We start from the raw sequence: 16,271 nt of genomic DNA, 5'->3' as shown, positions 1-16,271 counted from the left end.
GGCCCTTAGGCGACGGTCACGGTCAGCTTGTCACCCGGTGTGATCATGCCGTCTTCAAGCGCTTCGATGTAAATCCCCATATAAAGGTGGTTTACCCCTTTGCGCAGCATCAGTGGCACGTTGATGTCGGAAATCGCTGTGTCGGGATTAACGCTTGTTGCCTTGCAGCGCGTGATCGGATGGACGACGCGGAACGACAAATCATTGATCTTGATGATTTTGTCTTCGTTCCATTCAAGCTCTTTCCACGGCTCCAGCCCGTCGATCAACAGGTTGCCGCGAAAACGCATCGGATCGATTTCGCTTTGCACGATGCGCGAACCAAAATCACGGATCGATGCCAGGTTCAGCAGCGATATGTAAGGTTCTTTCATGTCGCCGAAATTCGTATCGGGAACTGAATAGATCTTGGGCGTGCCGGCGATCTCGTTTTTCAGAAACGCCTTGAGGAAATCCTCAACCACGGTGCGGCCCATGCTATCGTCCAGCTTGCCTTTGCAGATGGCGCGGCCATTTCGAAGGATGGTCAGGGTGCAGGTGGCGTCGTCATATTCGGTGCCGATTTCAGCCAGCTTGGGCGTGTTGACCAATTGCAGGAAGTTGCTTTTGCGGGCCCATTCGTGAACACCTTCCTGTCCGACAGATGATTGGGTTGCAATGACAAAGCGACGATCATCGGTAATCATGTGGTGTGCGCTGATTTTTGCCTGTTTAAGGTCAACACCGCGCATTCCCTTGACCGGGTATCTTTTGATGGCTTTGAGTTCGATCGTCATGATCACTATTCCTGTATGGCGCTTTGGCATGCCGGAAAAACGGGACGAATGGCATGTCTGGTTTGTTTATTCGGGCGACGTTAGAACGTTGTTTTGCCAAGGGCAACCCCCGAAGGGACTGGCAAGCAATGTCCTTAGTTCAGTATCCTCATATGATATCTAGAATAATGACAGAAAGTTGTGCTGCGGTGCACAAATAATTCTTGCAACTTTTGTAGGGGTATATGGTTGCAAACACGCTAGACTGAGACATATCAATGTTGTCGCTGTCGAAATAATCTATAATTTTAGAATTCGGTAATGACACCAATGCCGTGGACGCTTCCAAGAAGGTCCACATCGTTTGAATACTGTTGACTCAAGGAGTGACAGGAATGGAATTTGAAAACTTTACGGATCGGTCAAAAGGCTTTCTGCAGTCAGCGCAATCGCTTGCGTTGCGTGAAAACCATCAGCAATTTGTCCCGATTCATCTGCTTAAGGTGCTGCTTGACGACGAAGAAGGTCTGGCAGCCAATCTGATCAAGGCATCCGGCGGCAAGCCCAAGCTTGCCCAGGAACGGTGCGCGCAGGAACTGGCGAAATTGCCAAAGGTTTCCGGCGGCAATGGTCAGATTTATCTTTCATCTGAATTTGCCCGCCTGATCGATCAGGCACAGGAAGTCGCCAAAAAAGCCGGTGACAGCTTTGTCACGGCTGAACGGCTGCTTCTGACCATTGCACTTGATCCGAAATCAACCGCGGGCAAGGTCTTGGCCGATGCCGGTGTTACTGCACAGGCGCTGAACGGTGCGATCAATGACATCCGCAAGGGCCGCACGGCCGATAGTGCGGGTGCCGAAAACCAGTATGACGCGCTTAAGAAATATGCCCGTGACCTGACCGAGGCGGCGCGCGAAGGTAAACTTGATCCGGTCATTGGCCGTGATGAGGAAATCCGTCGTGCGGTGCAGGTTCTGTCACGCCGGACCAAGAACAACCCGGTTCTGATCGGTGAGCCCGGGGTTGGTAAAACCGCAATTGCCGAAGGTCTGGCACTGCGTATCGTCAAGGGTGACGTTCCCGAAACGCTTAAGGACAAGAAACTTCTGTCGCTTGACCTTGGTGCTTTGATTGCCGGTGCGAAATTCCGTGGTGAATTTGAAGAACGCCTGAAAGCGGTCCTGAGCGAGATTGAATCAGAGGCCGGTCAGGTCGTCCTGTTCATTGACGAATTGCACACCCTTGTCGGGGCTGGTAAGGCCGAAGGATCGATGGATGCATCGAACCTTTTGAAACCGGCCTTGGCCCGAGGTGAGTTGCACTGTGTGGGTGCGACGACTTTGGATGAATACCGTAAGCATATTGAAAAGGACGCGGCCCTTGCCCGTCGTTTCCAGCCGGTATTTGTTAGCGAGCCGTCGGTTTCCGACACGGTATCGATCCTGCGCGGGATCAAGGACAAGTACGAGCTTCATCACGGGGTTCGTATTGCCGATGCCGCACTGGTCGCGGCCGCTACGCTTTCGAACCGTTACATCACGGATCGGTTCCTGCCTGACAAGGCGATCGATTTGATGGACGAAGCATCGTCGCGTCTGCGCATGGAGCTTGACTCCAAGCCAGAGGAAATCGACGAACTGGATCGCCGGATCATCCAGCTCAAGATCGAGCGTGAAGCGCTCAAGAAAGAGCAGGATAGCGCATCCAAGGATCGTCTTGGTCGTCTGGAAAAGGAACTGGCCGAGCTGGAAGGCAAATCGGCTGAGCTGACCGCGAAGTGGGAAGCCCAGAAGAAGGAACTTGCCGCTTCGACCCACATCAAGGAACAGCTTGATCAGGCGCGTGGTGAACTTGAACGTGCGATGCGCGATGGCAAGCTTGATCGCGCCGGGCAGCTTCAATACGAAGAAATCCCGGCCCTTCAGGCGCTGCTTGAAAAGGCGGAAAACGATCCGTCGCGTGGCATCAAGGAAGAAGCGGTCACCGAAAAGCACATCGCGTCCGTGGTTTCGCGCTGGACCGGTATTCCGGTCGACAAGATGCTCGAGGGTGAGCGTGAAAAGCTTCTTGAAATGGAAGACACGCTGCGCAAACGGGTTGTCGGTCAGGATGATGCCGTTCGATCAATCTCGAACGCGGTGCGCCGTGCACGTGCAGGCCTGCAGGATCCAAACCGACCGATCGGTTCGTTCCTGTTCCTTGGTCCTACGGGTGTCGGTAAAACCGAGCTGACCAAGGCCCTTGCCCAGTTCCTGTTTGATGATGAACAGGCCATGGTGCGGATTGATATGTCCGAATTCATGGAAAAGCATGCGGTGGCCCGCCTGATCGGTGCGCCTCCGGGCTATGTCGGCTATGAGGAAGGCGGTTCGCTGACCGAGGCGGTACGTCGTCGTCCATATCAGGTTGTCCTGTTTGACGAGGTCGAAAAGGCACATCCCGATGTGTTCAACGTCCTGCTGCAGGTTCTTGATGAAGGTCGCCTGACCGATGGACAGGGCCGGGTTGTGGATTTCCGCAACACGCTGATTATTCTGACCTCGAACCTGGGCGGGGAAATCCTTGCGAATCAGGAACCGGGTCATGACAGCGGCGAAGTCCGGGCCCAGGTCATGGAAATCGTTCGGGCATCGTTCCGTCCGGAATTCCTCAACCGACTGGATGAAACCATCCTGTTCCATCGTTTGCATCGCGATCAGATGAGCAAGATTGTCGATATCCAGCTTGGTCGCCTTGATAAGTTGCTGGTTGATCGCAAGATCACCTTGAAACTTGATGATGCCGCGAAGGATTGGTTGGCTGAAAAAGGCTATGACCCGGTTTACGGGGCCCGTCCGCTCAAACGCGTGATCCAGCGTTATCTGCAGAACCCGTTGGCGATGCAGATCCTCGAAGGCGGGATCAAGGATGGCGACACTGTTCCGGTTTCGACCGAAGCCAACGACCTTTTGCTTAATGGTAAAAAGGTCGAGGTTGTTGAATAAGGTCGCCTGATACCTCACATGCAAAACCCCGGTTGGTTAACCGGGGTTTTGTCTTTTTCGGGCCATGTTTTTTGGCCATTGTCTCGTTTGCTGATACACAACTATCAAAAACCGCAGGGCCGCAGATGCGCAAACGCAATTCCAATTTCCTTTTTAAAACCGGTGCAGTGGCACTTGTCATGGGTGTTATGGCTGCCGGTGCAATCGTTCCCGCAAATGCCCAGTCGTTCTTTGACAAGGCCAAAGAGGCCCTTGGCGATGCGATGAACTCATCGGGGTCGGGAAGCACGTCTGGTGGTTCTGGTTCTGGCGTTTCCGCGCTTTCATCCGACACGGTCGAGCAGGGCCTGAAACAGGCGCTTGATATGGGTGTGGAACTGGTCACCGACCAACTTGGTGCGGTTGATGGTTTTAACGCCGATCCGGTTGCGCATATTCCATTGCCCGACGAAGTTCAGACCGCGCAGAAATTGTTAAGCGCGGCGGGGCTTGGCAGCTATGCCGATGAAATCGAACTGCGCATGAACCGTGCGGCCGAACAGACCATGCAGGATGCCGGCGATATTCTGGTTAATGCGGTGCGCCAGATGACGGTCGCCGATGCTAAGGGCATATTGCAGGGCCCGGATGATGCCGCGACCCAGTATCTGCGCCGTGTATCGGGCACTGATATCGAAGGACGTTTGCGGCCAATGATTACGGATGCGTTGTCAGACACCGGGGCGTTATCGCTTTATGATCAGATGCTTGGACAATATGACCAACTGCCGTTTGTGCCGGATCTAAAAGCATCGCTAACCGATCACGCAACTGCCAAGGCGATGGATGGTTTGTTCCATTATATCGCTGTGCAGGAAGCCGATATTCGAAGCGACCCGACGCGATGGACCACCGATATCCTGAAAAAGGTCTTCTCAACCGTAAACTAGGGGGCACCCCTAGCGGTATTTTTCCGGCAACGGTTCCCAGCGATCGCGCATATCTGCAAGGGTTTCGTCGGGTACCATATGGATGCTGCCGAAACGGCCATGGCATTCGACAATCTGCAACAGAATGTCGTGCTTTTCGGCCATGTCGATATAGGCCTTCATTTCCCAGAAACGGGTGAAGGTGTTGGACACAACAACGTCATATCCCTCCGACAGGGCGTTATGGCATTCGGCTTCGCAGCGGGCGTGGGTTTGCGACAGGCGGGTGCCGTCAAACTCGTAAAACCCTTCATGATCGACCATGAACATGTCGGCTTCCAGATGGACCGCACCGGTCGCCTGACACAGATTTTTGGCCAGTGTCGATTTGCCTGATCCGGGAAGACCCCGGACTAGGGTAAGGGTTTGTTTGATTTCTTTGGGGCGGGTCATCGTCAATCTGGTCTGTCGTTTGGCGTTTATTGGCCGCTGCGCTTACGCTGATAAAGGCCATCAAGCTGCTTGGCATAGGCTTCGCGGATTTTATGGCGACGGATTTTCATCGAAGGCGTCAGCATTTCGTTGTCGATGGTAAAGGCTGCTTCGGCAAACATGAAGCTGCGTACCTTTTCAATGGTCGACAGGCGTTGATTGACGTGATCAATCGCAGTGCGGATGACTTTGCGGAATTCGTCGTTTTTGCCAAGGGCTTCAATATCATTCGATAGCCCGTTATCGCGGGCAAATTCGCGCATGAAGTCTTCGTCCGGCCAGACAACCGCCACCAGATAGGGTTTGTCATCGCCATAGACCATGGCTTGTGAAATCTCGGTCTCGAGCGTCATCAGGCCTTCGATCCGCTGCGGCGAGATGTTGTCGCCTCCGGAATTGACGATGATATCCTTCTTGCGATCGGTGATCATCAGGCTGCCCTGTTCATCGAACTTGCCGATGTCACCGGTATGCAGCCAGCCATCAATGATGGCGGCAGCCGTCACGTCGGGCAGGTTCCAGTAGCCCTTCATCATGCTTTCGCCGCGCAGCAGGATTTCACCATCTTCGGCGATTTTGACTTCCGCGCCGACCATCGGCGGGCCGACTGTGCGCAGTTTGTTGTTTTCAGCACGGTTGCACGAAACCACCGGGGCAAATTCGGTCTGGCCATAGCCCTGAAGAATGCGAATGCCGCAAGACACGAACAGAACACCCAGTTCATAATTCAGCGGTCCGCCGCCCGATACCATTGCCTTGATCCGGCCGCCAAAACGCTGGCGCAGCTTGCGACGCAGAAGCAGCTCGCAGGCAAAGTTCTGAAGCTTTTCAAGCAGGTTAAGCCGTTCGCCTTCGTAATTCTTGCGCCCCAGACGCAGGGTCAGGTTAAACAGCTTTTGCTTGATGCCGCCTTCCTTTTCGACCATGCGGCTGATGCGCTGATAAAGCATTTCATACAGGCGCGGCACAGCCGTCATGATGGTCGGGCGGACTTCGGCCAGGTTGGCGGCCAGTTTATCAAGCCCCTCGGCGTAATAGATCTGGGCATCAATACTGATCGGGAAATAAAGCCCCGCAGTATGTTCATAGGAATGCGACAGCGGTAGGAAGGACAGGAAGATTTCCTCGTCAATGCCAAGGGTTTCGATGATGTCAAACGCGCCCATGCAGTTCGACAGGATCGCCCCATGGCTTAGCATCACGCCCTTGGGCGATCCGCCCGTGCCGGATGTATAAATCAGACAGGCAAGATCATCGCGCTTGATCGTTGAAATCCAGGCATCAACGTCATGGGTCAGGCCGCGCCCCTTGGCAATCAGATCGTCCCAGCGTGAAATAGTGATGTCACCAACAAAGCTTTGTCCCCATTCTTCCATCATGATCGCATGGCGGCAGCGACCGCTATCAAGGGCGGCGTGCAGGAAGGGCTGGGCAAGTTTCTTGGTCGAGATAATGGCAATCGCCGCACCACTGTCCTCGATCGCGTGCAGATGGTCGCGCTCGGTATTGGTGGTGTAGGCGGGAACGGTCATTGCGCCAACGCACATGATGGCAAGATCGGCTATGCCCCATTCGGTGCGGTTTTCCGACACCAGCAAGACCCGGTCACCGGGACGCACGCCAATGTCATAAAGGGCACGTGCAAGGGCCCGGACCTGATCGGCAGCCTCTTGCCAGGTGGTGGGGACAAATTCCTTGCCCTCGGGGTCCTTGGTCCAAAGAAACGGCTTATCGCCATGTTTCTTCGCCTTGTCGAAAAACATGGTCGGCAAGTTTTGCCAGTCGGCATAATCCTGCAAACTCGTCATGACGTTTCCTTGCCTCACTTTTTGATCCCGGGAACGGGCAATCTTTGTGCTGCCCTGATGGGGACGTTGCACTAAACCTTATACCTGCACAACGGTCGCGCAGATTGGAATAAACGAACGTTCCAAGATGAATTTGTTATCAGGGATTGCACAATTGCGCAGCCTGAAAATGACATTTTAAAGTCCGAATTGTCACCGATATCACAGCAACGTGCGTTGCAATGCCTTGTTCCGGCGCAAGTGTACTGCAAATTGCAGTTTGTTTGGGCTGGATATGGCTTTGCGGTTGTCGATGGTGCAAGGAACGATATGATCGACCCAGCAATTTGAAACCGTATTTGTGAACAGGTCTGGTGCTATGGCTTTGACAGGCTATATATCGGGTCAGGATGATCAAAGAGACTGTCTGGAGGACAAATGAACGCGATCAACAAGAATTTGCCGACCTGGGATCTGACCGATCTCTATAACGATCTGAAAGACCCGAACATTCGGCGCGATCTTGATGATGCCAAAAGCCGCTCTCAGGCGTTCCAGAAAAGCTATCAGGGCAAACTCAATGACCTGTCGGGCGATGAACTGGCAGCCGCCATTGTCGAATACGAAGCCATCAGCGAGATTTGCGGTAAGATCGGCTCGTTTGCCCAGCTTAAATATGCCGGGGATAGCTCGGACGCAGCCATTGGCCAGTTCTATCAGTTCGTTCAGGAAGAAATGACCGGCATTTCCAGCCTGTCGCTGTTCTTTGGTCTTGAAATCAACCGGATCGAAGAAGCATCGCTCGATGCGAAATACGAACAAAGCGAAGCGCTTCGTCGTTATCGCCCGTGGCTTGATGAAAACCGTGCCTTCCGCCCGCATCAGCTGTCGGACGAGGTCGAGCAGGTCCTGCATGAACGCCGCGTTGCCGGATCAGCCGCATGGGTGCGTTTGTTTGATCAGACCATGGCAGAGCTCCGCTTCCCGATTGATGGCGAAGAGCTGACCATGTCAGATGCCGCCAACATGCTGTCTTCAAGCAAGGTTGACGACCGTAAGAAGGCCGCGAAATCCATCGGCGACGTTCTGGGCAAGAACATCAAGCTTCTGGCGCACATCACCAATACCCTTGCCAAGGACAAGGAAATTGATGATCGCCTGCGTAAATTCCCAACCCCGGTATCGTCGCGCAACCTGTCCAACCAGGTCGAGGACGAAGTTGTCGATGCGCTGAACACTGCCGTTAAAAACAGCCACGCCGATCTGTCGCATCGCTATTACCGCCTGAAGGCGAAGTGGTTCGGTGTCGATCAGCTTGATTACTGGGATCGTAACGCGCCGCTGCCCGATGATGATGATCGTCAGATTGACTGGGATACCGCGCGTTCGACCGTTCTTAAGGCCTATGGTGAATTCTCCCCGGAACTGGCAGAAGTCGGTCAGAAATTCTTTGATAACCCGTGGATCGATGTGCCGCCGCGTGCGGGCAAGTCATCGGGCGCCTTTGCCCATCCGACTGTGCCGTCAGCACATCCGTATTTGCTGCTGAACTATCACGGCAAAACCCGCGATGTGATGACGCTTGCCCATGAGCTTGGCCATGGTGTGCATCAGGTGCTGGCGGCAGAGCAGGGCTATTTCCTGTCTGATACGCCGCTGACGCTTGCGGAGACTGCATCGGTGTTTGGTGAAATGCTGACCTTCCAGTCGATGCTGCGTTCGGAAAGCGATCCGAAGATGAAGCGCATCATGCTGGCCGGCAAGGTTGAGGATATGCTCAACACCGTCGTGCGTCAGATCGCGTTCTTTGAATTTGAAAAACGCGTGCATGAAAAGCGCCGCGAAGGTGAATTGACCGTTGATGAGATCTGCGAGATCTGGATTGCCGTACAGCATGAAAGCCTGGGCGATGCCATCCGCTATGAAGATGAATACAAGTACTACTGGTCTTATATTCCGCACTTCATCCATTCGCCGTTCTATGTCTATGCCTATGCCTTTGGCGATTGCCTGGTGAACTCGCTTTATGACGTTTATCAGGGTGCCGAAGACGGCTTCCAGCAGAAGTATCTCGATATGCTGAAAGCCGGGGGCACCAAACGGCACAAGGAACTTCTGGCACCGTTCGGACTTGATGCATCGGACCCGGCCTTCTGGCAGCGGGGCCTTAATATGATCAAACGCATGATCGACGAGCTGGAGGAGCTTTCCTTATATGAGTGATAACGACGATGATTATACCGCCGCAAACGAGGAAAACAGGTTTGGCGGGCGGGTTCGTCGTTATGCACGGGTGGGCGCATCGGCCAGTAAACTGGCCGCGCGCCTTGCCACGGGAAAAATGTTCGGCGGCGAGATTGATCACGCCAAATATGCCGCCGAACTGACCTCGGCCCTTGGCGGGCTCAAGGGCCCGTTGATGAAGGTCGCGCAGATCCTGTCGACCATCCCCGATGCCCTGCCCAAGGAATATACCCAGGCCCTCGCCGAACTTCAGGCAGATGCGCCCAGCATGGGCTGGCTGTTTGTCAAACGCCGCATGCGAAGCGAACTGGGAGCCGGGTGGCAGTCGAACTTCACCGATTTCAGCCACGATGCCGTGGCGGCGGCGTCACTGGGGCAGGTGCACAAGGCGACCCTGCCCGATGGGCGGGATGTTGCGTGTAAGCTGCAATACCCGGATATGTCGGCAACGGTTGAGGCCGACCTTAAGCAGCTGCGCGCAGCCTTTGCGATCTATAAGCGCTATGACAGTGCGATTGATGCGCAAAACATTCAGGAAGAACTGACCGCCCGCCTGCGCGAAGAACTCGACTATGAGCGTGAAGCCAAGCATATGCGCCTTTATCGCCATATGCTGGCCGATGAGGCGTGTGTTCATGTGCCCGAACCGTTCGATGAACTGACCACTAAGCGGCTTTTGACCATGACCTGGCAAACCGGGCAGAAATTCAAACACTTCCTTGAAAGCGATCCTGATCAGGATGCGCGCAACCAGGTGGCGCTTAATATGTTTCGTGCCTGGTATGTGCCGTTTTACCGTTATGGGGTGATCCATGGCGATCCGCATCTGGGCAATTACACCCTGCGGGATGATCGGTCGGTCAATCTTCTAGATTTCGGCTGTATCCGTATCTTCAAGCCCGACTTCGTAAGAGCGGTGATTACACTTTATGAAGCACTGCGTGACGAGGACGAGGAAAAGGCCGTGTCAGCTTACGAAAACTGGGGCTTTGAAAACCCATCACGCGAACTGATTGATGTGCTTAATATCTGGGCCAGCTTTGTGTATGGCCCGATCCTGGATGACCGCGAACGCAAGATGGGCGAAACCAACTCTGTCGCCTATGGCGCAGAGGTCGCAGGCAAGGTGCATCAGGAATTGCGCCGTGTCGGCGGCGTCAAACCACCCCGCGAATTCGTTCTGGTTGACCGCGCGGCGGTCGGACTTGGCGCGGTGTTCCTGCGTCTTGATGCAGAGGTGAATTGGTATCGCCTGTTTAACGATCTTGTCGGCGATTTTGACGTGGCAAAACTTGAAGCCCGTCAAAAAGATGCGCTGGCCCAGATCGGGCTGGAACGCCCAGACTGATAAGGCGTGCAAGTCGTCGCATTCACCAACATATCCGGACCCAAGCGAGTCGGGTTTTCAATGCAGAGTCGAGCGCCCGTTTGGGCAAATTGCGCGACGGAAAATTCGATTTTTGATGTCTGATCCGGTTTGGTTTCCCAAAAATTGAGAATATTTTTGCGAACCTTTTTGCGTTTGCAACGTTCCCTATTGCGTGCCCATTTGGGAATAAATGAAGACTTGGGCGTTTATTTGTAAGATAATATTCACTTACAACGTGAGGCGAAAACAGGGGAAACTGCCAAAAATCAACGTTCTATTGTGTGACGATCCGGATCAGGACCTGTTCCATAATGGAAATGAAATGTGCGAATTTCCGCACATAATGGATTTTTCGATATATTAACTGATTTAAAGTTAAAGTGCTTTTTTGTCGGTTTTTCGGATTGTGGTTGCCGATCAGAAATCGCATCTTGCTTTCAACGCAGACATGCAGGGCGTCATTGATTGTTTGTCCTGAGCACCAATGGCGGGTGGGACCTGATATGTCAGCAAGGTTTTTTGCCTTGTAATGCGTGGTGGGAAAGTGGGCGGTTTCTTCTGCGATTGCTGAAGAACCGCCTTTTTCTTTTTCGGGCCGCTTTAGGTGTAGGTGTGCTGGCCCGGATGACTTGAACTGGACAAGGGTTGCCCGGTGATCGGTCCAAAAGGAGCGCGAAATGACGTTCTGGAACCGGTTGCATTGAATGAAGACGGATTGTCAAACTGACCAATCATTTAGGGAAGGAGGTCAAACGCGATGAAACTGGCCGTTCCAAAGGAAATATGGCCCGGGGAAAAGCGCGTTGCCGTCACGCCAGAGACCGTGAAAAAGCTTAAGGCTCTGGGGTTTGACGTTGCAATCGAGGCTGGCGCCGGAATAGACGCCGCCATACCGGATGATCGCTTTGTCGATGCTGGTGCAACCATTGCCAAAACAATGAAAACCACCGTGAAGGATGCTGATGTCATCTTCAAGGTGCGCCCACCTGTCATTGACGGCAAAACCAACGAATTAACCGCCTATAAAAAGGGGGCCGCAGTTGTGGCCCTGCTTGAGCCCTATGATCGCAAAGACCTGATCGAGGCGATGGCAAAGGCCGGTGTTGATGGCTATTCGATGGAACTGATGCCGCGTATTTCACGCGCACAGTCGATGGATGTGCTGTCCTCGCAATCCAACCTTGCGGGCTATCGCGCCGTTCTGGATGCCGCCCATGAATTTGGCCGCATCTATCCGATGATGATGACGGCGGCGGGCACACTTGCACCTGCACGGGTTGTCGTGGTCGGGGCCGGTGTTGCCGGCCTTCAGGCGATCGCAACTGCCAAGCGCCTTGGTGCCGTTGTATCGGCATTTGATGTGCGCCCGGCGGTGAAAGAACAGGTTCAGTCGCTTGGCGGGACCTTTATTGAAGTCGAAGACGACACGGCGTCTGATGCCGAAACTTCCGGTGGCTATGCCAAGGAAATGTCGGACGACTACAAAAAGAAACAGGCTGAAAAGCTGAAAGAGGTTCTGACCAAGACCGACATCGTCATTACTACGGCCCTTATTCCCGGCCGTCCGGCACCGGAAATCGTCACCGCCGATATGGTGGCGGGCATGAAGCCGGGCTCGGTCATTATTGACCTGGCGGCTGAGCGCGGTGGCAACGTTGCCGGTGTGAAACTTGGTGAAACGGTGATGACCGATAATGGCGTCAAGCTGATTGGTCCTGCCAACATCACCAGTTCCGTCGCAACTGATGCAACGGCGATGTATGCCAAGAACCTTTTGAACTTCATCACCCTTTCCGTCGATAAGGACAAAGGCACGCTGTCGTTTAATGGCGAGGACCAGATCATCGCCGAGACGCGCCTGACCCATGATGGAAAGGTCGTTCATCCGAAATTCGGCGGGGAGGAGGTCGCAAATGGCTGATCAATCCGTAGCCCAGAATGCAAATGAACTCCGCGATGCCGCCCTTGGCCTTGCGGAAAAGGCCGCAAAGCTTGCCGACAGTCTGGCAAGTGGCGCGTCCGATGCCGCAGGCACGGCCGCGGTCGCGGTACAGGGATCAGGCGTCAGCCCGACGGTTCTTGGCCTGACCGTTTTCGTCTTGGCCTGCTTTGTTGGCTATTACGTCGTGTGGAAAGTTACCCCGGCCCTTCATTCACCCCTGATGGCTGTGACCAACGCCATTTCGTCGGTGATTATCGTCGGTGCGCTTCTTGCAGCAGGCCCGGTGGAGATGAACTTCTCCAAGATGATGGGCTTCATTGCGGTGGTGTTGGCCTCGGTCAACATTTTCGGTGGCTTTATCGTCGCCCAGCGCATGCTGCATATGTTCAAGAAAAAGAAGTAGGGGGAACACACAATGTCGGAAAACCTATCGGCTTTCCTGTATCTGGTGGCCTCGGTCTGCTTCATTCTTTCGTTGCGCGGACTTTCGTCACCTGAATCGGCCCGTACCGGGAACATCCTTGGCATGGTGGGTATGGCAATCGCCATCTTTACCACGCTGGCAAGCCCGGCTGTGCTGTCATACACAACCATCATCGTCGGTATTCTGATCGGTGGTGCCATCGGTACCGTCATCGCGCTCAAGATCCAGATGACTGCCCTGCCACAACTTGTTGCGGCCTTCCACTCGCTTGTCGGTCTGGCGGCGGTGTTTGTCGCCGGTGCAGCACTTTATTCGCCGGGTGCCTATGGCATCGGAACGGCGGGCAATATCGGTGCGGCCAGCCTGATTGAAATGGGCCTTGGCGTTGCGATTGGTGCGATCACCTTCACGGGATCCTTGATTGCGTTCGGTAAATTGCAGGGCATCGTTTCGGGCACGCCTGTCCGGTTCAAGGGGCAGCATATGCTTAACCTTGCCATCGGGATTGCCATTGTTGTCTTTGGCGTCATCCTTGTGGTGACCGAAAGCCATACCGCCTTCTGGATCCTTGTGGCACTCGCCCTTGTTCTGGGGGTTACGCTGATCATTCCGATTGGCGGGGCAGACATGCCGGTCGTTGTCTCCATGCTGAACTCGTATTCGGGTTGGGCGGCATGCGGCATCGGCTTTACGCTTCAGAACAGTGCGCTGATCATTACCGGGGCGCTTGTCGGCGCGTCGGGTGCGATCCTGTCCTACATCATGTGCAAGGGCATGAACCGCTCGATCTTCAATGTCATCTTTGGCGGCTTTGGCGCAGAGGGCGAAGCAGCCGCCGGGGCAGGCGGCGATGGCGATCGTTCGGTCAAATCCGGATCGGCCGATGATGCATCCTTCATCATGAAGAATGCATCGAGCGTCATCATCGTGCCGGGCTATGGCATGGCCGTGGCACAGGCACAGCATGCGCTGCGTGAAATGGCTGATATCCTCAAAGCCGAGGGTGTCAAAGTCCGCTACGCCATCCATCCGGTGGCCGGACGTATGCCGGGTCACATGAACGTGCTTCTGGCCGAGGCCAGCGTGCCTTATGACGACGTCTTGGAAATGGAAGAAATCAACCGTGATTTCGGATCGGCTGACGTTGCCTTCGTGATTGGTGCCAATGACATCACCAACCCGGCCGCCAAAACCGACCCGGCAAGCCCGATCTTCGGCATGCCGATCCTTGAAGTCGAAAAGGCCAAAACGGTCCTGTTCGTCAAACGCGGCATGTCAGCCGGTTACGCTGGCATCCAGAACGAACTGTTCTTCAAGGACAACACCATGATGTTGTTCGGCGATGCCAAAAAGATGTGCGAAGAAATCGTCATGCATCTGGATAACTGATCAGACCATAAGGTTTGAAACGACAAAAGGCGGCTCCTATGGGGCCGCCTTTTTAGATTTTACTCAAAGTATTGCTCATTTACACTTTTGAGGTTTGCAATTTGTCCTTTTGCAGCGTTTAGGGCCGCTGAGTGTTGAACTGACTATAGAGGCAGAAATATCTGCTGCCCACTGCTTGTCAGTTTCATAAGCATCTTCATTGGTGTTTTCGCCGTATAGGGCTTCTCCAAAAGCCTCTCTCCACAAATCTGATGTGCTATGAGATGCGTGCAGCCATTGTTGGGTGTCGGCTTCATCTTGCATCCCAAAGTATGGAAAGTGATGGAAATAATGGCCGAATACGGATGTACAATCCTTGTGATACTTTTCTGTATCCATGATGTGAGCATGCCAGAAAAGGTCGATCGTTCGGTTTGGTACGATAACTAATTGGCTTTTCACAAATTCTAAAGCCGCAGACAGTGCTAGAAACTTCCGATACTCATTTTCCATTATATCGACAGCTTCTTGTGTCCAACCTTGAACCTCAACCATTTTCCTTTTTTGTAAATCGAAATCCAGTTTTGCTACAATTTGAACGTGCTTATTTAGGGCATCAGATAGTTCGCGATCCATTGAAGTCTCCCTGCTTGTAGAGTCGCAAAATTCTATCATGGGTTGAATTGTTGTTTTAGTTTTTTCTTTTATGGTCGTCTGTGTTGATTTGGGATTGGTTTAATGTTTCGGTTGGTAAGGGTTTCTCTGCTTTTGGTGGTTGTGCTTTCTGTGGCGCTGGTGGCGTCCATGGGGCTGACGATCCTGACCTATGTCCGGCTGACGGCCGAGGAGCCGATTGCCAAGATGTATTTCGAGCCGCTTGAAGACAATCTGTTCGAGGCCCATCTGGCAGCGGGCGAAGGCGGGGATGTCGGCATCTTTGAGATTTATGGTGACCAGTGGCGGATTGATGCCGAATTCATCAAGCTGAAACCCTGGGCCAATGTGATGGGCATGGATGCGCGCTATAAGCTGGTGCGTTTTGAGGGCCGCTATCGCGATATCAATGATGAAAATACTAAGCCGAAGATGGCCTACGATCTGGGGCAGGGCGATGCGCTTGATCTGATGAATTATCTGGCGGAATGGAATTTCCTGGTCGATGCCGAATATGGCAGTTCGACCTTTACCGATATCAAGCAAGACACGCTTTATACCGTTTATCGCACCCAGTCGGGCATCATTGTGCGGTCTGAGCCGATGCCAGATCCGATTGGCTATGAGCCCACAGTGATGGATGACATCCGTGCGTGGGTATCGGGGAATTAGGACCCTTGAAAAACCAAACCCGCCCGGATTGCTCCGAGGCGGGCTTGGCGCACGGGTCCGAATTTAGAGAACTAAATTCGATCGTACAGTCACGTTCGAGATACCCCGAAAGTGAAAAAGACTAGAAGCCTTCGCGCTCGATGCGCTTACGCTCCAGCTTGCGGGCACGACGGATTGCTTCCGCCCCTTCGCGAGCTTTCTTCTCCGACGGCTTTTCAAAGTGGCGACGGAGTTTCATCTCACGGAAAATGCCCTCGCGCTGCATCTTTTTCTTAAGCGCTTTCAGAGCCTGATCGACATTGTTGTCGCGAACGATTACCTGCACGGAAACCACGCTCCTTTCAAAAAAACAAAAACACCCGGAGTAGCGGAATGCCCCCCGGTTGGATTTACGGTCACACTGACCGTGGCCTGTATATAGTGCAAACCAGCCAAAAAGAAAAGAGGTAACGGGATGTTCGCCTTTGGCGTTTATTGGCCGGGCAATCGCAAAACGTCCGGGTAGGTCTGCCGTCTTGCAATTTGTAGATCATTTATACCTTTGGTTATAAAGTTGTCTAAAATTTTATCAAAAGTTGATATAATGCATTGAGAAAACAACAGATACTTCCTCAATGCAATCAGGTTGGGTGGCTGGTTTTCCCGGTTTTCCGGGCAAGATTTGCCAGC

General features: G+C 53.5%; 13 protein-coding genes. 8 read left to right on the top strand and 5 right to left on the bottom strand.

What is annotated here, in order from left to right:
- Nucleotides 1-5: 5 nt before the first annotated feature.
- A complete protein-coding gene (locus AC5Q5A_RS16800) occupies nt 6-776 on the bottom strand; it encodes an MOSC domain-containing protein (protein ID WP_493895967.1) in 771 nt (256 codons plus the stop codon).
- A gap of 374 nt (nt 777-1,150) precedes the next feature.
- On the opposite strand from AC5Q5A_RS16800, the gene clpB reads away from it, so the two are divergent.
- Together clpB and AC5Q5A_RS16790 are read left to right on the top strand one after the other, a co-directional pair.
- Nucleotides 1,151-3,742: an ATP-dependent chaperone ClpB gene (clpB, locus tag AC5Q5A_RS16795; RefSeq protein WP_008891687.1), complete on the top strand. Its 2,592-nt coding sequence runs from the start codon at nt 1,151-1,153 to the stop codon at nt 3,740-3,742.
- 125 nt (nt 3,743-3,867) lie between these two features.
- Nucleotides 3,868-4,671: a DUF4197 domain-containing protein gene (locus AC5Q5A_RS16790; protein ID WP_493895966.1), complete on the top strand. Its 804-nt coding sequence runs from the start codon at nt 3,868-3,870 to the stop codon at nt 4,669-4,671.
- 9 nt (nt 4,672-4,680) lie between these two features.
- Here the strand turns inward: AC5Q5A_RS16790 and AC5Q5A_RS16785 are convergent, their stop codons facing one another.
- Together AC5Q5A_RS16785 and AC5Q5A_RS16780 are read right to left on the bottom strand one after the other, a co-directional pair.
- The gene (locus AC5Q5A_RS16785; protein WP_008891685.1) at nt 4,681-5,103 is read right to left on the bottom strand and encodes an ATP-binding protein; all 423 of its coding nucleotides are present in this window, start codon (nt 5,101-5,103) and stop codon (nt 4,681-4,683) included.
- A 26-nt stretch (nt 5,104-5,129) separates the two neighbouring features.
- A complete protein-coding gene (locus tag AC5Q5A_RS16780; protein WP_493895965.1) occupies nt 5,130-6,950 on the bottom strand; it encodes an AMP-dependent synthetase/ligase in 1,821 nt (606 codons plus the stop codon).
- 417 nt (nt 6,951-7,367) lie between these two features.
- Between AC5Q5A_RS16780 and AC5Q5A_RS16775 the strand changes: the two genes are divergently transcribed.
- The 5 genes from AC5Q5A_RS16775 to AC5Q5A_RS16755 all read left to right on the top strand — a co-directional run bounded on the left by AC5Q5A_RS16775 (nt 7,368) and on the right by AC5Q5A_RS16755 (nt 14,297).
- Nucleotides 7,368-9,152, top strand: coding sequence for a M3 family oligoendopeptidase (locus tag AC5Q5A_RS16775; protein ID WP_493895964.1), 1,785 nt, complete (start codon nt 7,368-7,370; stop codon nt 9,150-9,152).
- The gene (locus AC5Q5A_RS16770; protein ID WP_493895963.1) at nt 9,145-10,521 is read left to right on the top strand and encodes an ABC1 kinase family protein; all 1,377 of its coding nucleotides are present in this window, start codon (nt 9,145-9,147) and stop codon (nt 10,519-10,521) included. Before AC5Q5A_RS16775 ends, AC5Q5A_RS16770 begins: the two co-directional genes overlap by 8 nt.
- A gap of 778 nt (nt 10,522-11,299) precedes the next feature.
- On the top strand, nt 11,300-12,463 hold the full coding sequence (locus AC5Q5A_RS16765) for a Re/Si-specific NAD(P)(+) transhydrogenase subunit alpha (RefSeq protein WP_008891681.1): 1,164 nt from the start codon (nt 11,300-11,302) through the stop codon (nt 12,461-12,463).
- Nucleotides 12,456-12,887: an NAD(P) transhydrogenase subunit alpha part 2 gene (locus AC5Q5A_RS16760; protein ID WP_008891680.1), complete on the top strand. Its 432-nt coding sequence runs from the start codon at nt 12,456-12,458 to the stop codon at nt 12,885-12,887. The genes AC5Q5A_RS16765 and AC5Q5A_RS16760 overlap by 8 nt, the downstream gene beginning before the upstream one ends.
- Nucleotides 12,888-12,899: 12 nt before the next feature.
- Nucleotides 12,900-14,297: an NAD(P)(+) transhydrogenase (Re/Si-specific) subunit beta gene (locus AC5Q5A_RS16755; protein WP_063088968.1), complete on the top strand. Its 1,398-nt coding sequence runs from the start codon at nt 12,900-12,902 to the stop codon at nt 14,295-14,297.
- 75 nt (nt 14,298-14,372) lie between these two features.
- On the opposite strand, the gene AC5Q5A_RS16750 is transcribed toward AC5Q5A_RS16755, so the two are convergent.
- On the bottom strand, nt 14,373-14,951 hold the full coding sequence (locus AC5Q5A_RS16750) for a glycine-rich domain-containing protein (RefSeq protein WP_493895962.1): 579 nt from the start codon (nt 14,949-14,951) through the stop codon (nt 14,373-14,375).
- Between the two features lie 63 nt (nt 14,952-15,014).
- Between AC5Q5A_RS16750 and AC5Q5A_RS16745 the strand changes: the two genes are divergently transcribed.
- The gene (locus AC5Q5A_RS16745; RefSeq protein WP_493895961.1) at nt 15,015-15,602 is read left to right on the top strand and encodes a hypothetical protein; all 588 of its coding nucleotides are present in this window, start codon (nt 15,015-15,017) and stop codon (nt 15,600-15,602) included.
- Nucleotides 15,603-15,723: 121 nt separating this feature from the next.
- On the opposite strand, the gene rpsU is transcribed toward AC5Q5A_RS16745, so the two are convergent.
- Nucleotides 15,724-15,927 carry a 30S ribosomal protein S21 gene (gene rpsU / locus AC5Q5A_RS16740; protein WP_008891676.1) on the bottom strand — a complete coding sequence of 68 codons (204 nt, stop codon included), beginning with the start codon at nt 15,925-15,927 and terminating at the stop codon, nt 15,724-15,726.
- Nucleotides 15,928-16,271 lie beyond the last annotated feature (344 nt).

It is taken from the genome of Thalassospira sp. CA1 (assembly GCF_059052855.1).
Note: the sequence above shows the minus strand (reverse complement) of the source record. Positions and strands in the feature narration are given on the sequence as shown.